Source organism: Paenibacillus baekrokdamisoli, from assembly GCF_003945345.1.
GTDB lineage: Bacteria > Bacillota > Bacilli > Paenibacillales > Paenibacillaceae > Paenibacillus_Z > Paenibacillus_Z baekrokdamisoli.
Genome location: NZ_AP019308.1, coordinates 2,888,025 through 2,911,666, shown reverse-complemented (window position 1 = coordinate 2,911,666; position 23,642 = coordinate 2,888,025). Strand labels below are relative to the sequence as shown.

Here is a 23,642-nt window from a genome sequence, read left to right as displayed (position 1 = left end):
GTATAGTTTGCGTGATAGCGATAAGTAAGGGAGTAGGGACCTATGTTTGAACGGCTGTTGCCGCAGATGCGCGTCAATACCATTTATAATATTGATTTGCATACGCTGAAAGAACAGGGTATGAAAGGCATTATTACCGACTTGGATAATACACTCGTTGGAGCCAAGGAAGCGCTTGCCACCCCTGAGCTGGTCAAGTGGCTCGATGATGTGCGTGATCTTGGCTTCAAGGTGGTTATCGTCTCCAATAATAATAGGACCCGGGTGTCTAAGTTTGCAGAGCCGCTCGGAATTCCGTTTGTTCATGCTGCACGCAAGCCTGCTAACAAAGCCTTTAACAAGGCGCTTGCTTTGCTTGGGCTGCCAGCGGAGCAAACAGCTGTCATTGGTGATCAAATGATGACAGACGTGCTGGGAGGGCGGCGAATGGGGCTTTTCACCATACTCGTCCGTCCAATTTCGCCAGGTGACGAAGGGGTAATGACGCGTGTCAATCGCTTGATTGAGAAAGTCGCCCTGTCTCGCCTACGCAAAAAAGGGCTGTGGCCCGAGGAGGAAAGCAAGAAGTGACCAAACAGCAATTAGAGCAAGAAGCTTGCGCCGGGTGCGGCGTGAAGCTGCAGACAGAATCGACCGATATACCAGGTTATATTCCAGCATCAACGCTGGATCGTGAACCGGTAATCTGTCAGCGATGCTTCCGCATCAAGAATTACAATGAAGCGGCTTCGGTCGCTATTAATCAGGATGATTTCCTCAAGCTGCTCGGCGGGATTGCCGCTACGAAGAGCCTAGTTGTTCATATCGTCGATTTGTTTGATTTTGAAGGCAGCTTGATCTCCGGACTTCAGCGGTTTGTAGGCAATAACCCCGTTCTGCTTGTCGTGAATAAGATCGATTTGCTTCCCAAAGGAATTAATTTGAATCGTCTGCTTAATTGGGTTCAAAAACAAACGAAAGCTCAAGGGCTTCTTACCGTTGGTATCGTGCTTTGCAGCGCGAAGCGGAATATGGGTTTTGAGCGCGTCATTGAAGCCATTAGCGAGCATCGTGGCAATCGCGATGTTTATGTAGTTGGGGCAACGAATGTTGGTAAATCAACACTCATTAACCGACTGATTCGCGATTACAGCGATCTGGAACGTGAGCTGACAACTTCTCGTTATCCGGGTACGACTCTTGATGCTATTCATATCCCGCTTGATGATGGCAACGAAATTATCGATACGCCAGGGATTGTTTATAGTCATCGGATGACCGAAATCGTGCCGCGGGGCGTGCTTCAATCCTTGCTGCCAGACAAACCCATTAAGCAATTGGTATATCAGCTGAATAGTCAACAAACCTTGTTTATCGGGGCACTCGCGAGGTTTGATTTTATAGAAGGTGATCGTCAGTCGTTCTCCCTCTATATTTCCAATGCGCTGCCTGTACATCGGACTAAGCTCGAGAGGGCCGAAGAGCTGTATGCCGAGCATAAGGGTGTCATGCTTGCGCCACCGACGAAAGAGCAGCTCGAAGAAATGCCGGCTTGGACGCGTCATCGCTTAACGATTAAACGGGGATCAGAAACGGATGTTTTCATTTCTGGATTAGGTTGGATCCATGTGAACGGCGACTCTGGCGCGCTGATCGATGTTTATGTGCCTAAAGGCATTCGTGTTCTATTACGGGACGCACTTATTTAAACGAAGAGCAGCCGCTAATAACAATTAGCGGCAGCTTTTTCTCTTTAGGAGAGTGAACGGACAGTGGGGGCCAAAGAACAGCTGCAAACTTCTAGTACACAATCTTTCGGCAATTCAGGCAATTCGGTTGATAGCCATACGGTGCTCTTCAGTGTTATTGGTGATCCGATTCGCCATTCGAAGTCGCCTGTTATGATGAATCGAGCTTTTCGGGAGAAAGGCATTAACGGCATTTATACGGCATTTCATGTTACTGCGGCAACGCTTAGCGATTTCGTAGCAGGCGTGCGAGCAATGGGAATACGCGGTGTCAACGTCACAATCCCCCATAAGCTAGCCATTATGCCTCTGCTCGATGAAATTGATGAGAGCGCTCAGGCCATTGGGGCCGTGAATACAATCGTCAATAATGATGGTCACCTAGTTGGCTATAATACAGATGGCCTTGGTTATGTGCGCTCGCTCAAAGAAGAAGTAGAGCCTCACTTAGCCGGGGCAAATGTGCTGATCGTCGGTGCTGGAGGCGCTACACGCGGAATCTTGTACGCGCTGGCACGTGAAGGTGTTTCCAGTGTGGTGATAGCCAATCGGACGGTGGAGCGGGCACAGGAGCTAGCTGATGCTTTTCGCGGACAGGTCGCTGATATTACTGCTATCGGTAATGAAGCGCTGCAGGAGGCCTGTGCAAAGGCTGATATTGTAATTAATACGACTTCGCTCGGGATGTATCCTAATGTAGATACAACCCCCTTGCAAGCCGCCTGGCTCAAGCCGAATACGATTGCAAGCGATTTGATCTATAATCCCATGACTACGCGGTTTCTGGAAGAGGCAAAGCTGCAGGGCTGCCGTATTCATGGCGGATTGGGTATGTTTATTTATCAAGGTGCTTATGCATTCGAGTACTGGACAGGCGTCGATGCCCCGGTGGAAGCCATGCGCGAAACCGTGCTTGAAGCGCTGGGTCATGGACGATAATTTGATGAAACGAAAGAAGGAAACAGGAATATGTTAACAGGCAAACAAAAGAGACATCTGCGTGCATTGGCGCATCATTTAAACCCGATTTTTCAAGTGGGCAAAGGCGGCACGAACGATAACCTGGTTAAACACATTGTAGAGGCTATCGAAGTACGCGAATTGATTAAAGTATCCGTGCTGAATAACTGTATGGATGATCCGAAGGAAGTAGGCGCATGGGTAGCTGAGGAGTCAGGCTCTGAGCTTGTCCAAGTCATTGGCAAAACGATCGTGCTCTACAAAGAATCAAAGGATCACAAAACGATAGAGCTTCCTAGGAAATAGATTGATTTTGATTGTGCTGGATAGTGATAAATGAATAATTAGCTCATAGCAGAGTAGGAGTGGATGAATTTGATTAAAGTTGGATTCATGGGCGGCACGTTCGACCCGATTCATTATGGCCATTTGCTAGCTGCCGAAACGGCGCGTGAGGCATGCGGTTTAGATGAGGTATGGTTCATCCCTTCCTTTCATCCCCCGCTCAAGGACAATGAACCTGGCGCAGATGGCTCGCAGCGGCTGGAAATGGTATACCGTGCCATTGATTTTCAACCTCATTTTCGCGCTATGGATGTGGAATTGGAACGTGGCGGAACAAGCTTTTCCATCGATTCGATCCGATCGCTTCAGGCTGCTTATCCGGACCGCGAGTTCAGTTTCATTATCGGCTCAGACCGTGTGAATGATTTGCCACAATGGCATTTAATCGAAGAACTGGCGCAGCTAGTCCGCTTTATCGGTGTTGAACGGCCAGGTGAGCCGATTGATACTTCTCTGCTGCCTTCTTTTATTGCCAATCGATTAACGGTCATTGAAATGCCGCTTATCGAAATTTCTTCCACTGACATTCGTCGCCGGGTTAGCGAAGGGCGTTCCATTCGTTTCCTCGTGCCGGAGAAAGTATATTCATTTATAAAAAGGAATCGTCTATATGAATCGTGAGGCAATGATTGAAGCAGTTCGTGCAGAAATGCCCGAACGTAGATGGATTCATACCATGGGCGTTATGGAGACATCCATTATTCTTGCTAAGCGATTCGGAGAGGATCCAGATCGGGCGGAGCAAGCAGCTATTTTGCATGATGTAGCGAAGTATTGGAAAACCTCACGGATGGAGACGATTATTCGCGAGGAAGGGCTGCCTGCAGAATTGCTAGAATTCGATAAGGAACTCTGGCATGCACCGGTTGGTGCATTTGTTGCCGAGCATCAATTCGCAGTGAAGGACATAGAAGTTTTAGATGCGATAAGGTTCCATACTTCTGGGCGTGTAGGGATGACGCAGATGGATAAAGTCGTCTGCCTAGCGGATTATATGGAGCCAGGACGTGATTTTCCAGGGGTGCATAAAATACGGGAATTAGCCGAGCATAGTTTAGAGAAAGCGCTGATTGCTGGCTTTGATTCCACGATATCGTATTTGCTGGAGCAGGGTAAACGAATTTTTCCGCTTACAGTAGCGGCACGAAATGATTTATTAGCAGTTATACGGGAGGCTGAGCAATGACAGTAGCACCAGAAAAATTAATGCGTATAGTAGTAGCAGCAGCAGAGGACAAGAAAGCCCATGATATCATAGCCCTTCATTTAACAGGTATTTCGCTGGTTGCGGACTATTTTGTTATTTGTCATGGTAATTCGGATACACAGGTACAAGCCATTACGACTGAAATTCGCAAACAAGCCGAAGCGAGCGGCGTTCGAGTGCGCGGTATTGAAGGCATGGACTCCGGAAGATGGGTCTTAGTTGATATTGGGGATGTCGTTGTTCATGTATTCCACCGCGAAGAACGTGAATATTACAACATCGAACGTCTGTGGTCCGACGCGAAGGTTGTGGAATTCGCATGACTTTGATTCCAGGTACGATTCAGAAGCTAAAGCTGGCACGTGAAGTGTCTCCTTATGGCTACTTTCTAACCGATGGGGAATCGGAAGTACTGATGCATTATACGGAGATTGTTGGCCATCGTCCTAAGGTTGGAGAAGAATATGATGTGTTTATTTTCTTTGACTCCGAGGATCGTATTGCGGCGACAATGAAAACTCCGCTCATTATGCTGGGAGAAGTGGCTCGCCTTGCGATTGCGGATATTCATCCGCGAATTGGCGCTTTTCTGGAGATGGGCTTAGGGAGGCAGCTGCTGCTGCCTCTATCCGAGCAGCCTGAACTGAAGGAGCTAAGACCGAAGCGCGGTGATGAGGTTCATGTTATTTTAGCGCAGGACAAAATAGGTCGACTCGTTGCCAAAGTAGCCTTTGAGGAAGAATTGTCTGAGCTTGCTTTTCGGGCACCGAGCTCCTGGCATAATACATGGGTTGAAGGCTGGGTAACCAAAACACTTAAGATCGGCTCATTCATTATGATTGATGGAGGGGTGCTTGGTTTTGGGGCCTATGGCTTCATTCCCGCCGAAGATCGGACAAGACTGCTGCGCCTAGGTGAAAGAGTTCGTGCTCGTGTTACCTTTGTTCGTGAGGATGGCCGTGTCAATCTATCTATGAATCAACGTAAGGAAGTAGGTCGTCTCGAAGATTCCGACCGTATTCTGGCCTTTCTGCGAGAGCGTCCAGGCGGTGCGATGCCTTATTCAGATGAAACGCAGGCAGATACAATTAAGCAGAAATTCGGCATTAGCAAAGGTGCATTCAAACGCGCTATTGGTAAGCTTATGCGTGAAGGAATCGTAACGCAAGAAGGAAGCTGGACCAAGCTTAATCCAGAGCATCAAGCAGGAACGGATGCAGCTGAAGCAAGTGAAGTAGCGGTAGATGAACAAGTAGGATCGCAAGAGAAAGAGTAAAGCTTCTGCGCCATCAAGAAGCAGCGGATACTCAGGAAATGAGTTTCGCTTGCGCAATACTTTTTGAAACGAGGGGAATAGATGCGTGCTTATCGGCAATTTGCCTCCGTATACGATCGGCTTATGGAAGATATGCCGTACCCAGATTGGCTCCGATTTGCTCAGGAAAGCTGGGAGCGATACGGTATTCCCAAGACGGTTGTTGATCTCGGCTGCGGTACAGGCAGTCTAGCTATACCGCTCGCTCGTTCTGGTTTCGAAGTATTTGGTATTGATTTATCCGCTGACATGTTAACGATTGGTCGAAATAAATGGGAGGAGTCCCCGCAGCAGGCCACCCGTTCGAATATCGGTTCAATTCGTTGGCTGCAGCAGGATATGTGTGCCTGGGAATTGCCGGAGCCTGTCGATACCGTCATTTCTTTCTGTGATTGTGTGAACTATTTAACAGAAGAAGAGGATGTTGAAGCTGCGTTTCGTGCAACCTATCATGGGCTTAGGCCTGGGGGCGTTTTTTTATTCGATGTTCATCCACCCAAGACCCTTGAGCGATATGCGGATACGCAGCCTTTTGTGCTTGATGAGCGAGATGTTGCTTACATATGGACCTGTGATTTTGATGCAGAACGAATGGAGATCGAGCATCGACTGACGATTTTTGCAAGAGAAGGGGAACGCAAGCAGGAGAACTTCACACGAATTGAAGAGGTTCATGTACAGCGTGCGTATGATCCAGCTTGGATTCGGGGCGCGCTAACGAGGGCTGGCTTTAGTCGAATAGATTCGTTCGGAGATTTCAAGCTAGAAGCGCCAGACGGGAATACGGAGCGACTCTTCTTTGCGGCAGTGAAGTAAAGGAGCAGCTGGTGCGTTCATTGGCCGCTTGACATGCAGCAGGTACCTTCATTATAATCGAACTAATCATTTTTGTTTTAGATCGAATGAATAGGCATTTTGCCTTTCTTTTTAAAATATAAGAAAGTATAAGTTTCCTCTATACTTTGCTTATATTTCAGAGGGAAGAAACTTGCTTCGCCGCCAAGGACGGCGCTAGCCGTTTCTTCTTGTGGCGTAGAAGAGGAGCAGTAGTTTCTTATCGCTTGAACAGAGAGCCGGCGGTTGGTGCAAGCCGGTCAAGCATAGAATCGAACTCGCCTTGGAGCCGCATGTGAACCTTACAGAGACGTTCAATCCGACCGTTTCTTTAAGTTAAGCGTGCCGTATAGCCCGCGTTAAGGGACTTGAGTGAGCAGCGGGCAAAGAATGCTTCTGCTAACTAGGGTGGTACCACGGGAGTATAATACTCTCGTCCCTAGCGTTTACGCTGGGGGCGGGAGTTTTTTTATGTGCGCTTCAGGCGACTCCCTAATTAATCAGGGAGTGGGAACCACGCAAAATCCTAAGTATATGCTTTCGAAGTGGTTTTTGCTCCAATATGACGAATAACTCGGCTGAATTGGGTAGAACCACGCAAAATCCTAAGCTTATGCTTTCGAAGTGGTTTTTGCTCTAATATGCCGAATAACTCGGCTGAATTGGGTAGAACCACGCAAAATCCTTTAGCTTATGCTTTCGAAGTGGTTTTTGCTCTAATATGCCGAATAACTCGGCTGAATTGGGTAGAACCACGCAAAATCCTTTAGGAGGAATTATCAAAATGGCAGAAGAAAAGCAAGAGCAGCAAGGCTACAATCCATTAGTCATCGAACCCAAATGGCAGGGATTCTGGGATGAGAATAAGACTTTCAAAACTACGGAAGATGCGGGTAAACCGAAATTTTACGCGTTAGATATGTTCCCTTATCCGTCAGGAGCTGGCTTGCATGTTGGCCATCCAGAAGGCTACACAGCAACGGATATCGTCTCCCGTTTTAAGAGAATGCGCGGCTATAATGTACTTCACCCAATGGGCTGGGATGCTTTTGGACTTCCAGCGGAGCAGCATGCTCTTAATACGGGTGAGCATCCACGTGACATTACCTTTACGAACATAGATAATTTCCGTCGTCAAATCAAATCACTTGGTTTCTCGTACGATTGGGACCGTGAATTTAGTACAACAGATCCGGATTATTATAAATGGACACAGTGGATTTTCATCCAGCTTTACAATAAAGGGCTAGCTTATGTGGCTGAAGTGCCTGTTAACTGGTGTCCGGCGCTTGGAACGGTGCTTGCCAATGAAGAGGTTATTAATGGTCTAAGTGAGCGCGGTAATCACCCGGTTGTCCGTAAGCCAATGCGTCAATGGGTGCTGAGAATTACCGAATATGCGGAGCGTTTGCTGGACGATCTTGAGGACCTGGATTGGACGGAAAGCATCAAAGACATGCAGCGTAACTGGATTGGCAAATCGAAGGGCGCTGAAGTAACGTTCGCCATCGATGGTCATGAGGATGCTCTTGTTGTCTTCACTACACGTCCAGATACCTTGTTTGGTGCATCGTATTGCGTACTGGCACCAGAGCATGAATTGGTAGCACGTATTGCCACATCGGAGCAAAAGGCTGCAGTTGAAGCTTATCAAGAAACAGCAGCGCGTAAGAGTGATCTCGAGCGTACAGATCTTGCTAAGGATAAAAGCGGCGTATTCACGGGCGCTTATGCGGTGAATCCCGTAAGTGGAGCCTTAGTCCCTATATGGATTGCCGATTATGTTCTTGCCGGATACGGTACAGGAGCGATTATGGCTGTACCAGGTCATGATCAGCGTGACTGGGAATTTGCCAAGCAATTTGATCTGCCGATTGTTGAAGTGGTTCAAGGCGGCGATGTTACAGCTGAAGCGTATGCTGGTGATGGTCCTCATGTTAACTCCGAGTTCTTGAATGGTCTTAACAATCAGGACGGAATTGCGCGTATGATTGAATGGCTGGACGAGAGCGGCAAGGGCCAAGGCAAAATCACGTATCGCCTGCGCGACTGGTTGTTCAGCCGTCAGCGTTACTGGGGTGAGCCGATTCCAATTCTCCATCTGGAAGACGGTACGATGAAGCCCGTTCCATTCGAGCAGCTGCCACTATTGCTGCCTGATGTTGAAGAAATTACACCATCAGGTACAGGCGAATCGCCGCTTGCCAATGTAACGGAATGGGTCGAGACGATTGATCCGGAGACTGGTATGAAAGCGCGTCGCGAGACGAACACAATGCCTCAATGGGCAGGAAGCTGCTGGTATTACCTGCGCTTCATCGATCCGCATAATGATCAAGAAATTTGTTCCAAAGAAAAGCAGGCAGAGTGGCTGCCGGTTGATTTATACATTGGCGGAGCAGAGCATGCCGTGTTGCATTTGCTTTACGCACGTTTTTGGCATAAAGTGCTTTACGATCTGGGTGTTGTTGCAACGAAAGAGCCTTTCCATAAGCTTGTTAACCAAGGGATGATCCTTGGGACAAACAATGAGAAAATGAGCAAATCACGCGGTAATGTCATTAATCCGGATGATATCGTGAGTGTATATGGAGCAGATACGCTGCGTATGTACGAAATGTTCATGGGGCCGCTTGAAGCAACGAAGCCTTGGAACACAAACGGTGTAGAAGGCATGTATCGGTTCTTAAGCCGGGTATGGCGCCTGTTTATCGGTGAGAATGGATCGCTTAGCGAGAAAATTGGAGATGGTGAGGCTTCGGAATCATTCAAACGGACATGGAATCGAACCGTTAAGAAAATTACCGATGACTATGAGAACCTGCGCTTTAATACAGCGATCAGCCAGCTGATGATTTTCGTGAATGATGCTTATAAATTGGAGTCATTGCCGCGTCAAGCTATGGGGGATTTCGTGCAGATGCTGTCTCCACTTGCTCCGCATATTGCCGAAGAGCTTTGGACGAAGCTTGGTCATACGGGGTCGATCTCTTATGTAGCTTGGCCAACGTTCGAGGAAGCTTGGACAATCGATCAAGAGGTAGAAATCGTCGTTCAAGTAAATGGAAAAATTATCGATCGCATTGCAATTGCAGCAGATACGGATGAAGCTCAAATGGAAAGCATCGCTAAGGAATCTATCAAAACGGCAGAAGCAATTGCGGGTAAAACGATTCGCAAAGTGATCGTTGTCAAAGGTAAGCTTGTCAATATTGTAGTAGGCTAACAGGCTAACATTCTATTACGATGACGAATGGCTAGTAAGGGAGGCTCTTTGACGGGGCCGAGGTATCAAATGAAGAGGTGAATGGCTTATTAACGCAAAGCATGCGTTAAGGGCCATTCACCTCTTTGCCGTATAATGCCTCTGCTACGCGATCCAAATCTTCTTGGTACTTGGCATGCGTGGCATGAATAACGGCGTTGAATACGCCAGCTAACTCAGACTCCAGCAGTGTTAACGCTTTGGCCGTAATGCCTCCGGGAACAGCTACGCGTGCTTGTAATGCTTCCGGTGTCATACCGCCTTCTGTCAGGAGCTGACCTGTTCCTAAGAACATCGCACTTGCCACTAAAGTGGCCTGCTCCCGAGGAATACCAGTTTCCTCAACAGCAGCGTCAATGAATCGCTGCAGTAGGTAAGCCATGAATGCTGGACCACAGCTTGAAAGGTCAGAAACAATTCGAGTATGCTGCTCATCAATGGCCAAAGGTGTGCTAATAAAGGAAAGCAGATGGTTCAGAATGGCCTTATCTTCGTCAGACATACGTTCGCCATACATACAGAGCGTAGCACCACTATGCATATAGTTGGTAATGCTTGGAATGACCTTTGCTACTTTACAGGGGAGACAACCCTCAAGCTGTTCAAGCATGACAGGACTCGTAATCGAAACGAGGATTTGCTGAGGCTCCAAAATCAGCTGAAGCTCGTCGATTACTGTTTTATATTCATGCGGCTTCACGCAGAGGAAGATAATGTCGCAGCCGCTAGCGGCATCTTGATTGGTCTTGACAGCGTGTAAGCCTGTATATTTCAAGGCTAGACTTTCTGCTTTTGCAAATGTTCGGTTGCTGGCTGTTATTTGATTCGGATCGAGTGCTCCCGAGCTGATGAAAGCATCAATTAGTAAACTGCCCATGCTTCCAATCCCGATAAACCCGACATTCATCGCAATCCCTCCTGTGTGCTCTAATTCATCAAGCGCAGCTATGAAAGCAGGTTGTAAAGACCGCATTCCATTCTGCGCAGTATAGGAACATACGCGAATGTATAATGGTTAATGCTGCTCATACTATCTTATGCAAGGGAACATGGCGAAGATGACCTGATTTTATCAATAGGGCTCCTTTTTACTGAAAATGGGTATTCAAGCAATAAGAATGGTAGGGATGAAGGGAGATATCCGTTATATGCGTAAAGGAAATCATGCTGCCAATAATCGTCAGCAAATCTTGATTGTTGCTCTGCTCTTAGTAAGTGTCATCCTGTTAACAATAGCGCTTTGGCCATCCGCTTCTAGTGAACCCCTTGGATGGGTGGCTGTGAATAGCCAAGTGGAACAGACGCTTGCTGTACTTGAACAAAAAGAAGAAACAAAGAAGCCATCAGCGGCGGAGAATGATAAATCTTCTATAGTAGTGGAGGCGGATAAGAAGTCCTCACAACTAAAGGAAGGGACGCAAGACGAACAAAAGAACGGGCAACAGCCCCAACAGGCCCAACAGCCCCGACAGACTGATGGGAAACTGAATATTAACCAAGCGACGGCCGAGCAGCTGGATGCATTACCAGGCATTGGAGAAGTGAAGGCGCGGACAATTGTGGAGGATCGCGAGAAAAATGGAGCTTTCCGCACCGTTGATGATTTACGCCGTGTGAAGGGAATTGGACCAAAACTATTAGAAAAATTGAAGTCGTCCATTGTCGCCTTGCCCTGATTGTGAGACAATGGTGCAGATGTGGAAAAAGCTGTCTGACCACCCATTCCAGCGAGGAGGATTTCTTAAATGTCTGAACAAAGAAAGCTTTCACTAGAGACGTTATCCGTACATGCAGGCCAGGAAATTGATCCAACAACTTTATCCCGAGCGGTGCCGATTTATCAAACGACCTCATATGGTTTTCGCGATACTGATCATGCGGCAGATTTGTTTGCGCTGAAGGAATTCGGCAATATCTACACGCGTATTATGAATCCGACAAGCGATGTATTCGAGAAACGGATTGCTGCACTTGAGGGCGGACCAGCAGCACTTGCTGTCGCTTCGGGACAAGCTGCGATTACATATTCCATTCTTAACATTGCAGGAGCAGGTGATGAGATTGTATCAGCTGCAAGCCTCTACGGTGGTACGTACAATTTGTTTGCGAATACTTTATCCAAGCTTGGCATAACTGTCAAATTCGTCGATCCTTCTGATCCGAACCATTTTGAAACGGCGATCACTGACAAAACAAAAGCACTTTATGCAGAGACGATCGGCAATCCGCGAGGAGATGTCATTGACATCGAAGCTATTGCTGCTATTGCTCATAAGCATGGTATTCCTCTTATCGTAGATAACACGTTCCCAAGTCCTTATCTATGCCGGCCTATTGAGCATGGTGCTGATATTGTACTTCATTCCGCTACCAAATTTATTGGTGGACATGGGACTTCCATTGGCGGTGTCATTGTGGACAGCGGCAAGTTCGATTGGAAAGCGAGCGGTAAATTTCCAGGTCTAACAAGCCCAGATCCAAGCTATCATGGTGTGGTTTATACGGACGCGGTTGGTCCAATCGCATATATTATCAAAATGCGTGTACAGCTGCTTCGTGATATGGGAGCTGCCATTTCACCATTCAATTCATTCCTCTTGCTTCAAGGCCTTGAGACGCTTCATTTGCGAATGGAACGCCATAGCTCGAATGCACTTGCTGTAGCCCAATATTTAGAGGCTCATGATGCCGTTGAATGGGTAAACTATCCTGGATTGCCAAGTCATCCGTCCTTTGAATTAGCGCAGAAGTATCTGCCTAAGGGTCAAGGTGCGATATTGACCTTTGGTATTAAGGGTGGGGTAGATGCCGGCAAAAAAGTTATAAATGCGGTGCAGCTTTTCTCGCATTTGGCCAATGTTGGAGATTCGAAGTCACTCATTATTCATCCAGCGAGCACGACTCATCAGCAGCTTGATGAAGCGGGTCAATTATCGGCAGGCGTTGGGCCGGGAATGATCCGTCTATCCGTTGGTACTGAAGGTATAGATGATATTTTACATGATTTAGAGCAAGCACTGGCTGCAAGCCAGCAGTAATCGATAGGAAAGAAAGGAAGAAGAGCTTCGATGGTGACGGAATTACAAGACAGCTCGCGTAAAGATTGGGACACTTACTTTTTGGATATCGCATACATGGTCTCGACGCGTTCCCGTTGTCCACGCAGGCATGTGGGCGCATTGCTCGTCCAAGGGAAGAAACTGCTCGGGACTGCCTATAATGGAGCACCAATGGGCGTTTCTGACTGCTCGGAAGCAGGCTGTATGATCGTGGAGGAGCTTGAAGTGAAGCTGCTGGATGGACAGGAGCAGATGGTGAAGAAACAACGCTGCATTCGTACCATTCATGCGGAGCAGAATCTACTTCTTTTCACCGATCGGATTGACCGGGAAGGGTCAACCGTTTATGTAACCGATCAGCCATGCTGGACTTGTGCGAATATGCTTGCTAACAGCGGGGTCAAAGAAATCGTTTATCATCGCTCTTACCCGAAAGACAGCGACAACGTAACTCAGCTTATGCAAAATAAGGGAATCATCTTCCGAAACCTTCCTTCTTATGAGCCACCAGCTCAGGCGGGGATGAATGTGATTTCATAACGGCTTTGTTGTTCGTTTAGATTCGTTTAGATTGGCGATCGTAGTTGATGAGGAAGAACCTCTGGCTGCGTCTATTGTAGAGAAATTTGCTAGCCCAACGCGGGTTAGCGATTCTTTTCAAGGGCGTGCGCTGGAGGTTTTTTTGTTGGGTGCAGAAAGGAGGGGCTGTAATGCTGCGAAGACCACTTGTCCTATTTACAATCTGCTGGCTGTTAGGCAGCTGTGCTGCGGCCGGACTCGAAAGCCGCGGGGTTCTGCTAGCAGGAGGCTCGCTTGCTGCTGCTTGGCTGGCTATGCTGCTTCGACAGCGTACAGCTTGGCCGCTCGCTGTGTCTTGTTTATTGGCGTTTGGCATCGCTGCTGGGGAGCGTGTATGGGTGGATTCGCATAATGTAAGCTCACTCCCTGAGATACTCATTTCTGCAGGACCAGGCACTACTACCTCCTATGAAGCGGAGGTGACAGGAGCGATAAGCTCCTCGGTCGAGATTGACGGTGACCGCGTTCAGTTCCGCATGACGGCGAATGACGTCCGCCTCACAGGGGAACAGGCTGTGCGGGACATCAGCGGCGAAAGCCTGCTCGTACAGGTAAGACTTGCAGCGCAGACGGAGCTCGCGCTCGCGGCGAGGTGGCAGCGTGGAGAACGCATAAGCATAGCCGGCGAGCTGACGCAGCCGACTGAGGCGACCAACTTCGGCGGATTTGATTATCGCCGCTATTTGAAGAGTCAGCGCATACATTGGCTTTTCAAAGCAAGCGGAGCCGCCTCCTTGCATACAAGTGCAGGGGCTCGCTTCAGCATGGCATCAATGCTCAGCCGCATCGATGCCATGCGAACGGCGCTGGGCAACCGCATGGATGCCTTATACCCAGGTGAACAATCCGGATACATGAAGGGGCTGGTCCTCGGTATAAGCGACGATCTTGACCCTGATCGGTTCCGCCAGTTTTCGCAGCTGGGGCTGACACATATTCTAGCGATCTCCGGCCTGCACGTAGCGGTATTCCTCTACGTATTGAGCGGACTACTGCGTCTGCTGCGCATGACGCGCGAGCGGATGCTGCTCCTTATGATCGTCGCAGTGCCCTTCTATGTGCTGCTCGCAGGTGCTTCCCCATCGGTGATGCGCGCCGGAATAATGGCCATGCTCGGCCTTGCGGCAGCTCGCATGGATAAGCTCAAGGACGGCCTTCATTTGCTGGCCGCCGCTGCGCTGATCATGCTCGCATGGGATCCGTACATGTTAAGCAATGTTGGCTTTCAGCTGTCCTTTCTAGTGACGGCTGGTTTAATTTTAGGCGTACCGCCTGTACGCAGATGGCTGCCAAGCGGACCGCGGACCAAAGCACTGTTTGACCTCATTACGGTTACCATCGTAGCTCAAGCAATTTCCTTTCCGTTAACGGTTTATTATTTCAATCAATTTCATTTGCTCTCTTTACTTGCGAATTTCGTACTTGTGCCATTTATCAGTTTCATCGTGATGCCGCTGGGGGGAGCATCGCTTATTCTGGATGCCATTTGGCATCCGGCTGGATCCCTGCTTGCTATGGCTGCCATTCTTGGCAACAAGCTAACTTTTGGTTTCGTCCTGAAGTTAAGCCAAATTCAGAGCTTCCGTATGATATGGGCAACACCTTCACTAATTTGGGTACTTTGTATGTATACAGCAATAGCCGTGAGTTTAACAACGCTCCGAAGTGCGTTCAACCGACGACACCTAGTACCGAATGAGCAGGGACTGGAATACGATTCAAACAACGAATTGCAAGGTTCCCCCTTATCTGCACAATCTCAATCCTTGCAGGCAAGTGATCTTACAGAAACACAGCCACTTGATCGAACAGAACCGATTCCTTTTATCAGTCCGTATTCGTCAGAGGGAGCTTACAAACCGAATATTATAATCCGCAGGCTCCTTCCTTTATTTTGCTTATTGATACTTGTAATCCCCTTACTTTGGGCTTATTACCCGGATTGGAAGGATAACGATGCTTATGTAAGCTTTCTGGATGTCGGACAAGGCGACTCTATTCTGATTCGTACTTCTAGCGGGAAGCATATTTTAATAGATGGCGGAGGATCGGTCGTTTTTCGTAAGCCGGGTGATGAATGGAGAGAGCGCAGGGATCCATTTGAAGTGGGGCAAAAGGTGGTGGTGCCGCTTTTACAGCAGCGAGGTGTTCATGCTATAGACCTGCTTGTGCTGTCACATTTGGATAGTGACCACATTAAAGGCTTAACTGCGGTTCTCAAGCAAATTCCTGTAAAAAGAATATTATGGAATGGAACCTATAAGCCCTCTCCTGATGCCCAATCTGTGCTTCAAACGGCAGTCGAGAATCATATTCCACTCTACCGCGCGGAAGGAGGTTTGAGCTGGAAAATGGATGAGCATGCAACCATTGAACTAATTGGAGCCGCACCCGACACCACAATTAACCAGACTGCGTTTATACCAACCGTGAAGGAACAGAATGGTCAAAGCGTTGCTCTGCTATTACACCTCTATGATCGAACCTTTATACTTACGGGAGATGCCGATAAAGCGGAAGAGGATTTTTTACTTTCGCAGTTCCAAAGGCTTCATCCTGAGCAGCAGCAGAATAAATCTATCGATGTGCTAAAAGTCTCTCATCACGGCAGCAAAACCTCCTCATCTGAAGCGTGGCTCGCTTATTGGCATCCCAATATGGCTGTTATTTCGGTCGGTCGTAATAATCTGTACGGTCATCCTAACACTAATGTGCTTGAACGTTTAGAAACATCTGGAACTCAGGTAAAGCGCACGGATTTAAACGGAGAGGTACAATTTCGGATATCGGAGAAGAATCAGCTGCAAATGAGACAAAAGGTAGTGAATAACTAGTACATGAGAAGCGAACTAATCGGTACTAGTTCCGTAATCCGATGAAGTTTTAACTTCCCAATAATCTTCTTAAATGAACTCTCTTCTTCTGTGTTGTTTGACACCCCTATCTGTAAATGGTAGTATTTCAATTAAATTTTTGCGAGGGTGGGGACGAGGATGAAGAAGATAGTTGCGGCGAGACAGCTTGAGCCGAAGCATGTTTTGAGAATTCAGGAGGCAGCATCCGGATGGACTTTCATTAACGGCGACAATCCCGAAACCTTGCAAGAGCATCTTCTTGATGCTGAGATTATTATTGGCTGGAATAAAGCGGTCAAGAAACTTCTGTACGGTGAAGAATTGAAACTCAAATGGTTACAACATTTTGGGGCAGGTGTTGATCATATACCCCTTGAAGAGATCAAAAGACATGGTATTTATTTAACGAATGCATCTGGCGTGCATCCTTTTCCGATATCAGAAACGATTTTTTCCATGCTGCTCTCCTTCACCCGTCATCTGCATCTATCCATTCGTAATCAGCAATCCCGCATTTGGGAGGGGAAAGACGGTATGGGAGAAATGCATAATCGCACAATCGGAATATTGGGAGTCGGTGCTATAGGGCTGGAGACGGCTAGAATAGCCAAAGCGTTCCGCATGACGGTTCTGGGGGTCCGTAAATCCGGGCAGCCTGCGGAAGGGATTGATACGATGTATACGATCGATGGGCTTCAAGAAGTCTTGGAGAAAAGCGATTATATCGTAAACTGTCTTCCTTCTACTAAAGATACAGAGCATATTATTGGTAAAGAACAGTTTGCTGTGATGAAGCCAACTGCTTTTTATATTAATATAGGTCGTGGCAAAACGACGGATACAGCAGCGCTTGTCGAAGCGCTGGAGCATCATGTGATAGCAGGTGCAGGGCTGGATGTCTTCGAAAAGGAGCCGCTTCCAGTGGATCATCCTCTCTGGGGGCTGGACAATGTGATTATTACACCTCATACAGCTGGAGTTACGACCGCCTATGATGATCGAGCAATGGATATATTTATGGAGAATCTGAAGGCATACATAAGTGATGGCTCGCCTTCTGTGAACCTCGTCGATTTAAAGAATGAATATTAATTGGGCTTTTTTATAAAAGGTGATGCGACGCTCGCAATCTGGGTTTTAAGCCCAGCTTATCGACGTTATCGCATCCCTTTTTTTATTGGATAACGCTCCCAGTAAGACTAAATGTTTGAAAGGTATCGCATTCTGAGGGTGTACGGTAATCAACTTTTCTGCTATTGTTTAGGGTAGCTATGTGTTTGTTTTTATGGAAATGCAATGTGTTTTATAACCTAAATTTTTTTTAAAGAATTTTATCGGGAACTGCAACATAATAAGGAACCTTTCCGTCTGAAAGGTTGCAAGAGAGGGGGAGCCTCCGTGGTAGAGCCCGGCCTAATAAAAGCCGCACAAGCTGGCGATGGCGATGCTCTGATTTCTCTATTGCGAGAGATTGAAAATCATGTGTACAGGACTGCCTATTATATATTAAATAATGAGCAAGATGCGATGGATGCTGCGCAAGAAGCGCTTATCCGGATATATACAAAGATCGGTACCTATGAAGAGAAAGCGCAGTTTAAAACTTGGGTGCAGCGAATCGTTACGAATATTTGTATTGATAAGTTTAGGCGCACAAAACCAACTGTCTCCATTGATGAGCACGATATGGTGTTCCATGATTCGCATTCGGTTGAGGAGGAAGTGCTGTCATCTTATGCAGTACAGGATATTAGGAAGGCAATCGACAAGCTTCCAGAGCATCACCGAGCAGTAGTGGTGCTGAGGTACTTGCAGGATTTCTCCTATAACGAAATTGCTGATTCTCTTGATCTGCCTCTCAATACGGTTAAATCTTATCTTTTCCGGGCCAGACAGCAGCTGCAAACGTACCTTCACGATTATCAGAAAGGTGGTGTCCGAGGATGAATTGTCAAGAGGTGATGGAATATATGCAACGGCAGCTAGATGGTGACCTTGATGACAAGGAAGCCGAAATCTTGATGACTCATACAAGGCATTGCTCTAACTGTGCGGCCATGTTTGAACGCTTGCAGCTGCTATCTTCCGGTCTTGAAAGTCTGCCCAAAGTGATGCCGAGCTATAGCTTGGTTGATGCGATTTTACCGCGTCTTCATGAACTTCAGGCCAGTGCTGTCTCCGACAATATGGGATCTATTGACAATAAGGAACCAATCTCCACGATTCATAGAAGAGAGGTTAGCAATCGAACGGGGGGAAGGTGGAGAGACCGCTTCTCGCTTCGTGCTGTTGGCGGCGTCATTGCTGCAGGGGTTGTCGTAGGCTTATTCTTAGTCAATTATAATGGTGCGGATCCACTTAAATCGGGATCTAACAAGAGCAATGAATCCACTATGACTGCAGATTCAGCTTCTTCTCCGGATTCGACGGCATTGACTGCAGAGGCAAGCTCCACTACTTCTGCTGATTCACCTAAGGCGGATTCGGAAGTAAGCGCTCTGGAGGCGCCTGCGTCTAAACAACAAGAACGTGTAGCGATGAAGAATCAGCAAGGAGAGGTTTCTACCAAATCGCTGGATCCGAATGGAGCCCCTTTGGAGAAGCATACGTACAAAGAGAAAATGCAAGAAAATTCAGATAAGGTTACTTCACCCAATTTCTCAGTATCTGAAACAACAGTACCGAATAAGTCGAATTCGGATCATACAGCTGATACTACGGATTCCGATAAAATGATGGTTTCCAGTACAGATGGAAAAGCTGGCTTCGCTGCGGATGCAGATTCTGAAAAGTCTACAAACGCTACTCTAGGCGTTAGTAATGTTATTAACACGGAATTACAAGCGAATTCACCAGATGGCAAATACAGGGCTTATGTTGTGGACCAAACCCTCCAAATTTACATGGCGGAAGACAATACGTTGATTTTCCAAAGTGCTGCAAGGACGGCTGGGATTAATTCACTGCTATGGTCACCGGACAGTAAGACGCTCACGTATGAGACGCCTTCAGCTGACGGCAAGAGTAAGTCAGGATATGTGGTGGATATAAGCACGGGATCGGAACAGCCCCAAATCAAATAATTTCTTTTGCGTTTTCCGCACACATGACGTGATATTCGCGTATAATGGAGCAAACGGAAAACGTCATAGGACGGGACCTTAACGTCGTATGACCATTCGCAGGACGGAACCATGGACCGACTGCCTGCGTATGTTTATATAGATGTTCGGGGACAAAGGGATGAAGTCATCACAGACTTCATCCCTTTGTTGATGTCAGAACGTGTAAAAGTGCGGCGGATAAGGAGTCGATCAAGAATGGAAATGAAAGAAGCGATAAAGGAATGGAAGGCGGGCAAATTTCGCCCAGTCTATGTATTATATGGGAAAGACCGCTATCGGATGAGACAGTTCCTATCCACGCTAATTAGCATGCTGCTGCCCGAGGATGAGCGCGAGCTAGGTATTGTGAAATTTGATACATCAGAGACTGCTATTGAGGAGGCTGTCGCGGAGGCAGATACGCTTCCGTTCTTTGCTTCCCGTAAGCTGGTCAGTATTCGCGATCAATCGGTTTTAGCCGCGGCTCAAGGTAAAGAGGGCAAGATTGATCATCAGACGGATCGATTACTTGCTTATTTGCAGCAGCCCTGTGAGAGCAGTGTCATTGTTTTTCAGGTTATGGCGGACAAGCTGGATGAACGTCGTAAAGTGGTCAAGCTGCTGAAGGATCAGGATGCCCTTATTCCCTTTCAGGAGCTGCAGGAAAATGAACTGCGCGAGTGGACAATCAAACGGGTTGAGGAGCAGGGTAGAGAGATGAGCCGTGAGGCTGCGGAGCTTCTGCTCTCGCGAACGGGAACGAATATGCAGCAGCTTGCTCATGAAGTGGACAAGCTCTGCTTACATGCGGGCGTAGGAGGTACAATCCGTCCTATTGATGTGGAGCAGCTTATCGCTTCGACTGTAGAGGAGGATGTGTTTGCTTTAATTGATTCGATGGCTTCCCAGCAGGTCGATAAGGCGCTCAAGCTTTATCGCGAGCTATTGCTAAGGCGAGAGGAACCTATTAAGATTGCTGCATTAATGGCTAGACAGCTCCGCATCATGCTTCAGATAAAAGAGCTCGAGCGGCATCATTACTCTCCTCAGCAAATGGCGGGACAGCTTGGACTTCACCCTTACGCGGTAAAGCTGGCAGCTGAGAAAGCAAAGCGCCTATCTGTGCAGGTATTGGGTGGACATCTGAACCGTTTGGCTGAGCTGGATTATAAAATGAAGACCGGTCAAGTCGATAAGACGCTTGGACTGGAACTCTTTCTCTTATCTGTTGCTACCTAGAGAGCAACGGATAGGAGGGAAAAAAGGCAATAAAAAAGTCCTGCTTACCGCAATTGCGGTGAGCAGGACTTGAGTTTTTATTAGGCTTGTGCCGAAAGAGCGTTAAGCTTTTTCGCCAGGCGAGACTTTTTGCGGGAAGCTGCATTTTTGTGGATCAGGCCTTTATTAACGGCTTTATCCAGTTTTTTTGTTGCATGAATAAGAGCTGCTTTAGCAGCATCAACATCAGTAGCAACAACAGCTAGGTCAGCGGCTTTAACGGCTGTACGAAGAGCCGATTTTTGCGAAGCGTTCAAAGCGCGACGTTTTTCAATCGTTTTTACACGTTTCACTGCGGATTTAATGTTTGGCATTGCATTCACCTCCTGTAAAAAGGGAAACCCCTTTGTAACAAACACAACTTGAAACATTCTACCATGGGCATAGGCAAATTGCAATAGCTGAACGATTCGTCATTGTGGCTATTAAGCAATCGAATTTGTATATTTCCTCCTACTTTCGCATAAATCTTCTTCGGTCATCGCAAACTAACTTAAACTTTGTTGGAAGGGGCGCCCTTATTGCGATGAATGATTATGAGCATGATATTGATTTGCAGCGTTTTACCGTCGGTATCGATTTAGCACTTGAGGCAAAGGAAATGGTGGAATCCGGAGGCAAGGGGCCGATTCCAGGGGTGTTATCTGAGGTGATAGAGGATGATGGCATTACGATCACAAGGCTTGATATTGTGGACGAACAGGGATCACAGCTTATGGGTAAGATGATTGGTCATTATGTAACGTTTGAGGTACCTGAGTTAAGAAAGCAGGATACGGGTTTACAAGATCGAGTTGCAACTAAGCTTGCCCAGGAATTTGAAACGTTTCTTGAGCGAATTGGGATTGGGAAAACGGCGAATGTACTCATTGTCGGACTAGGAAATTGGAATGTCACGCCAGATGCGCTCGGTCCCATCGTGGTAGAGAATACGCTTGTGACCCGCCATTTTTTTGAATTGATGCCGGATCAGGTTGCTCCTGGCTACCGCAATGTCAGTGCCATTGCTCCGGGGGTACTTGGAATTACGGGTATTGAATCCAGCGATGTCGTTCAGGGGATCGTAGAGCGTGCTAAGCCGGACGTCATTATAGCAATTGATGCCCTTGCCTCAAAAGCGCTTGAACGTGTAAATACGACCATACAGATCGCCGACACGGGTATTCATCCCGGATCGGGAATTGGGAATAAAAGAAAAGGCCTAACAAAGGAATTATTAGGCGTTCCTGTTATCGCTATCGGTGTGCCGACCGTGGTCTACGCTTCGACGATCGTTAATAATACGATCGATCTTATGCGCAATCATGTGAAGGATCAGAATGGGAACACCGATCATATCTTTGGGCTGATTAACCAGATGGAAGAGAATGATCGTTTGCAGCTTGTTCGCGAAGCGCTTGGGCCTCTTGGTCACGATTTGCTTGTAACGCCGAAGGAAATTGACCAGTTTATTGAGGATATTGCCAATATTGTTGCAAGTGGGCTTAATGCTGCACTCCATGATGCAGTCGATAAAACTAACGTATCTGCTTATACGCATTAACTCGCTTATCCTTAGCAAGGCTTCTCAAGCTGGTTATTCTACAGTGGAGGAAGCTCTTTTTTAAATATAAGTAAGTATAAGTTTCCTCTATACTTTGCTTATATTTCAGAGGGAAGAAACTTTCTTCGCCGCTAAGGACGGCGCTAGCCGTTTCTTCTTGTATGCGAATTTGGAATGCAGCTTGAAACGAACAAATCTAGTAATCTAGCAGTTCTATCTATTCTGGTACTCTATTAAACTTTCGGTTCTATTAATTCAAGCATCCTCATAAGGTAGTAATAGCTAAAAGGGCATACGAGAGAAACGAAATAACATCTGGGAGGATACGTGAGATGAAACGAGTTGTCATGACATGGAACATAGGGAAAAGCAGTAAACAAATTCGTCACTTGCTCGTAACTGGCCGGATGTTTGCCTTGATGTCGCTTGGTTCCATGGTTCTAGTTCTTGTTATTGGGATAGGGGCGATCCTCCAGCAGAGAGCTTCATCCTCCCCAGTCTCCTCTATGAAAGGCTTCGCTGCAACGGTATCCAGCGGACTATTCATGGACATGTTATCCATGGAAATGCCGGGAACCGGGCAGGTGCGAATGGAGTCTTCCTTCTCAGGGAGGCAGGTTAGTAATTTTCTCGTTCGCCTGTTAACAGATGTTAACCCATCTGACCCTAAGAGCTTGCTAGCTAGGGAGTATCCGGGACTTGGGGGAGACGATGCGTTCTTACTCCGAGCCAGCTCAACGGTTGATTCGACTATCGAGCCTGAGGACCACGAGCCTCTGCCTATTGTTGGGGATCAAGCTGCTGAGGGCTCCGATTCACCCCAAGATCCTGCTCCAGACACGAAACCGGTAACGGATCCTAATACACAGACAGATCCAGCAGCTAAACCAACTACAAGTGGACGTAAGGTTGTCTTTATTTATCATTCGCATAGCCGGGAGTCTTGGTTTCCTGAGCTGAAAAGCACGAAATATGCAGAGTCCTCAACTAAAAATATTACTCTCATAGGTAAACGACTTGAAGAGAAGCTTGAAGCGAGAGGGATGGGCGCTCTTCATTCATCAACTGATTATCCAAGCGCGATTAAAAATTTCAATTGGGTCCTATCCTATAAGTATTCCAAGAAAACGGTGACCTCAGCGATATCTGCCAACAAAGAGTTAAAATATTTCTTCGATATTCATCGTGACTCAGCGCATCGCAAAAACACGACCACGACCATTAAGGGCAAATCTTATGCGCAGGTTTTCTTTATCATTGGTCTAGCCAATAAGAATTGGAAAAAGAACGAAGCTTTCGCGAACCAAATTCAAGCCGAGCTCGATAAACAATATCCAGGAATTTCTCGCGGAATTCATGGCAAAACAACAGCGAGTGGCAATGGCGAATATAACCAGTCCATTGCACCAGACAGCGTGCTGATCGAAGTTGGCGGTGTTGATAATACGCTTGAGGAGTCCTATCGAACAGTAGATGTACTCGCAAAGGTGATCTCGGAACTGTATTGGGGTGATGAGAAGGTTATCGCACCGAAGTCCAGTTAGGTATGTGGCGTGAGATAGATAATAAGG

22 protein-coding genes and 1 other annotated feature are annotated in these 23,642 nt (G+C 47.2%); of the genes, 20 read left to right on the top strand and 2 right to left on the bottom strand.

Translation table 11 applies throughout. The features are described from left to right. The first annotated feature begins 42 nt into the window (after positions 1–42). The 10 genes from EKN16_RS13225 (at position 43) to leuS (ending at position 9,614) form a co-directional block, all read left to right on the top strand. On the top strand, positions 43–570 hold the full coding sequence (locus EKN16_RS13225; protein ID WP_125657709.1) for a YqeG family HAD IIIA-type phosphatase: 528 nt from the start codon (positions 43–45) through the stop codon (positions 568–570). Further along, the gene (yqeH, locus tag EKN16_RS13220) at positions 567–1,688 is read left to right on the top strand and encodes a ribosome biogenesis GTPase YqeH (protein WP_125657706.1); all 1,122 of its coding nucleotides are present in this window, start codon (positions 567–569) and stop codon (positions 1,686–1,688) included. Before EKN16_RS13225 ends, yqeH begins: the two co-directional genes overlap by 4 nt. Positions 1,689–1,751: 63 nt before the next feature. Further along, positions 1,752–2,666, top strand: coding sequence for a shikimate dehydrogenase (gene aroE, locus EKN16_RS13215; protein WP_232016395.1), 915 nt, complete (start codon positions 1,752–1,754; stop codon positions 2,664–2,666). 30 nt (positions 2,667–2,696) lie between these two features. Continuing rightward, positions 2,697–2,993, top strand: coding sequence for a ribosome assembly RNA-binding protein YhbY (yhbY, locus tag EKN16_RS13210; RefSeq protein WP_125657703.1), 297 nt, complete (start codon positions 2,697–2,699; stop codon positions 2,991–2,993). A gap of 72 nt (positions 2,994–3,065) precedes the next feature. Next, positions 3,066–3,653: a nicotinate-nucleotide adenylyltransferase gene (gene nadD, locus EKN16_RS13205; protein ID WP_125666211.1), complete on the top strand. Its 588-nt coding sequence runs from the start codon at positions 3,066–3,068 to the stop codon at positions 3,651–3,653. Then, the gene (gene yqeK, locus EKN16_RS13200) at positions 3,643–4,218 is read left to right on the top strand and encodes a bis(5'-nucleosyl)-tetraphosphatase (symmetrical) YqeK (RefSeq protein WP_125657700.1); all 576 of its coding nucleotides are present in this window, start codon (positions 3,643–3,645) and stop codon (positions 4,216–4,218) included. The genes nadD and yqeK overlap by 11 nt, the downstream gene beginning before the upstream one ends. Beyond that, positions 4,215–4,562, top strand: a complete 348-nt coding sequence (gene rsfS, locus EKN16_RS13195) for a ribosome silencing factor (RefSeq protein WP_125657697.1) — start codon at positions 4,215–4,217, stop codon at positions 4,560–4,562. Before yqeK ends, rsfS begins: the two co-directional genes overlap by 4 nt. Then, on the top strand, positions 4,559–5,515 hold the full coding sequence (locus EKN16_RS13190; protein WP_125657694.1) for a CvfB family protein: 957 nt from the start codon (positions 4,559–4,561) through the stop codon (positions 5,513–5,515). Before rsfS ends, EKN16_RS13190 begins: the two co-directional genes overlap by 4 nt. Positions 5,516–5,596: 81 nt before the next feature. Continuing rightward, positions 5,597–6,370: a class I SAM-dependent DNA methyltransferase gene (locus EKN16_RS13185; protein ID WP_125657691.1), complete on the top strand. Its 774-nt coding sequence runs from the start codon at positions 5,597–5,599 to the stop codon at positions 6,368–6,370. A gap of 208 nt (positions 6,371–6,578) precedes the next feature. After that, positions 6,579–6,832 (top strand) — a binding site (T-box leader). A gap of 340 nt (positions 6,833–7,172) precedes the next feature. After that, positions 7,173–9,614: a leucine--tRNA ligase gene (gene leuS, locus EKN16_RS13180; RefSeq protein WP_125657688.1), complete on the top strand. Its 2,442-nt coding sequence runs from the start codon at positions 7,173–7,175 to the stop codon at positions 9,612–9,614. A gap of 106 nt (positions 9,615–9,720) precedes the next feature. On the opposite strand, the gene comER is transcribed toward leuS, so the two are convergent. Next, on the bottom strand, positions 9,721–10,560 hold the full coding sequence (comER, locus tag EKN16_RS13175; protein ID WP_125657685.1) for a late competence protein ComER: 840 nt from the start codon (positions 10,558–10,560) through the stop codon (positions 9,721–9,723). 241 nt (positions 10,561–10,801) lie between these two features. Between comER and EKN16_RS13170 the strand changes: the two genes are divergently transcribed. The 8 genes from EKN16_RS13170 to holA all read left to right on the top strand — a co-directional run bounded on the left by EKN16_RS13170 (position 10,802) and on the right by holA (position 20,489). Continuing rightward, positions 10,802–11,329, top strand: a complete 528-nt coding sequence (locus tag EKN16_RS13170) for a ComEA family DNA-binding protein (protein ID WP_125657682.1) — start codon at positions 10,802–10,804, stop codon at positions 11,327–11,329. Positions 11,330–11,398: 69 nt separating this feature from the next. Next, entirely contained in the window at positions 11,399–12,691 is a 1,293-nt protein-coding gene (locus EKN16_RS13165; RefSeq protein ID WP_125657679.1) for a homocysteine synthase, read from the top strand. Between the two features lie 30 nt (positions 12,692–12,721). Next, positions 12,722–13,252 (top strand): deoxycytidylate deaminase, encoded by a 531-nt coding sequence (locus EKN16_RS13160; RefSeq protein ID WP_125657676.1) that lies wholly within the window; start codon positions 12,722–12,724, stop codon positions 13,250–13,252. 170 nt (positions 13,253–13,422) lie between these two features. Then, entirely contained in the window at positions 13,423–16,125 is a 2,703-nt protein-coding gene (locus tag EKN16_RS13155) for a ComEC/Rec2 family competence protein (protein WP_125657673.1), read from the top strand. 159 nt (positions 16,126–16,284) lie between these two features. Then, positions 16,285–17,238, top strand: a complete 954-nt coding sequence (locus EKN16_RS13150) for a D-2-hydroxyacid dehydrogenase (RefSeq protein ID WP_125657670.1) — start codon at positions 16,285–16,287, stop codon at positions 17,236–17,238. Between the two features lie 306 nt (positions 17,239–17,544). Further along, complete coding sequence (locus EKN16_RS13145; RefSeq protein WP_125657667.1) at positions 17,545–18,093, top strand: RNA polymerase sigma factor; 549 nt, start codon at positions 17,545–17,547, stop codon at positions 18,091–18,093. Continuing rightward, positions 18,090–19,229, top strand: coding sequence for an anti-sigma factor (locus EKN16_RS13140; protein WP_125657664.1), 1,140 nt, complete (start codon positions 18,090–18,092; stop codon positions 19,227–19,229). Before EKN16_RS13145 ends, EKN16_RS13140 begins: the two co-directional genes overlap by 4 nt. Before the next feature lie 237 nt (positions 19,230–19,466). Continuing rightward, positions 19,467–20,489: a DNA polymerase III subunit delta gene (gene holA / locus EKN16_RS13135; RefSeq protein ID WP_125657661.1), complete on the top strand. Its 1,023-nt coding sequence runs from the start codon at positions 19,467–19,469 to the stop codon at positions 20,487–20,489. 80 nt (positions 20,490–20,569) lie between these two features. On the opposite strand, the gene rpsT is transcribed toward holA, so the two are convergent. Continuing rightward, entirely contained in the window at positions 20,570–20,842 is a 273-nt protein-coding gene (gene rpsT, locus EKN16_RS13130; protein ID WP_125657658.1) for a 30S ribosomal protein S20, read from the bottom strand. 212 nt (positions 20,843–21,054) lie between these two features. Here rpsT and gpr point away from each other — a divergent pair, with 212 nt between their 5' ends. Continuing rightward, positions 21,055–22,071 (top strand): GPR endopeptidase, encoded by a 1,017-nt coding sequence (gene gpr, locus EKN16_RS13125; protein ID WP_125657655.1) that lies wholly within the window; start codon positions 21,055–21,057, stop codon positions 22,069–22,071. A 332-nt stretch (positions 22,072–22,403) separates the two neighbouring features. Continuing rightward, complete coding sequence (spoIIP, locus tag EKN16_RS13120) at positions 22,404–23,615, top strand: stage II sporulation protein P (RefSeq protein WP_125657653.1); 1,212 nt, start codon at positions 22,404–22,406, stop codon at positions 23,613–23,615. Positions 23,616–23,642: the final 27 nt, after the last annotated feature.

What these genes read in the sequence shown, in the direction of transcription:
- EKN16_RS13225 (WP_125657709.1), top strand. Translation starts at nt 43, where the DNA reads ATGTTTGAACGGCTGTTGCCGCAGATGCGCGTCAATACCATTTATAAT.
- yhbY (WP_125657703.1), top strand. Translation starts at nt 2,697, where the DNA reads ATGTTAACAGGCAAACAAAAGAGACATCTGCGTGCATTGGCGCATCAT.
- yqeK (WP_125657700.1), top strand. Translation starts at nt 3,643, where the DNA reads ATGAATCGTGAGGCAATGATTGAAGCAGTTCGTGCAGAAATGCCCGAA.
- rsfS (WP_125657697.1), top strand. Translation starts at nt 4,215, where the DNA reads ATGACAGTAGCACCAGAAAAATTAATGCGTATAGTAGTAGCAGCAGCA.
- EKN16_RS13190 (WP_125657694.1), top strand. Translation starts at nt 4,559, where the DNA reads ATGACTTTGATTCCAGGTACGATTCAGAAGCTAAAGCTGGCACGTGAA.
- EKN16_RS13185 (WP_125657691.1), top strand. Translation starts at nt 5,597, where the DNA reads ATGCGTGCTTATCGGCAATTTGCCTCCGTATACGATCGGCTTATGGAA.
- leuS (WP_125657688.1), top strand. Translation starts at nt 7,173, where the DNA reads ATGGCAGAAGAAAAGCAAGAGCAGCAAGGCTACAATCCATTAGTCATC.
- comER (WP_125657685.1), bottom strand. Translation starts at nt 10,560, where the DNA reads ATGAATGTCGGGTTTATCGGGATTGGAAGCATGGGCAGTTTACTAATT.
- EKN16_RS13170 (WP_125657682.1), top strand. Translation starts at nt 10,802, where the DNA reads ATGCGTAAAGGAAATCATGCTGCCAATAATCGTCAGCAAATCTTGATT.
- EKN16_RS13165 (WP_125657679.1), top strand. Translation starts at nt 11,399, where the DNA reads ATGTCTGAACAAAGAAAGCTTTCACTAGAGACGTTATCCGTACATGCA.
- EKN16_RS13160 (WP_125657676.1), top strand. Translation starts at nt 12,722, where the DNA reads ATGGTGACGGAATTACAAGACAGCTCGCGTAAAGATTGGGACACTTAC.
- EKN16_RS13155 (WP_125657673.1), top strand. Translation starts at nt 13,423, where the DNA reads ATGCTGCGAAGACCACTTGTCCTATTTACAATCTGCTGGCTGTTAGGC.
- EKN16_RS13150 (WP_125657670.1), top strand. Translation starts at nt 16,285, where the DNA reads ATGAAGAAGATAGTTGCGGCGAGACAGCTTGAGCCGAAGCATGTTTTG.
- EKN16_RS13140 (WP_125657664.1), top strand. Translation starts at nt 18,090, where the DNA reads ATGAATTGTCAAGAGGTGATGGAATATATGCAACGGCAGCTAGATGGT.
- holA (WP_125657661.1), top strand. Translation starts at nt 19,467, where the DNA reads ATGGAAATGAAAGAAGCGATAAAGGAATGGAAGGCGGGCAAATTTCGC.
- rpsT (WP_125657658.1), bottom strand. Translation starts at nt 20,842, where the DNA reads ATGCCAAACATTAAATCCGCAGTGAAACGTGTAAAAACGATTGAAAAA.
- gpr (WP_125657655.1), top strand. Translation starts at nt 21,055, where the DNA reads ATGAATGATTATGAGCATGATATTGATTTGCAGCGTTTTACCGTCGGT.
- spoIIP (WP_125657653.1), top strand. Translation starts at nt 22,404, where the DNA reads ATGAAACGAGTTGTCATGACATGGAACATAGGGAAAAGCAGTAAACAA.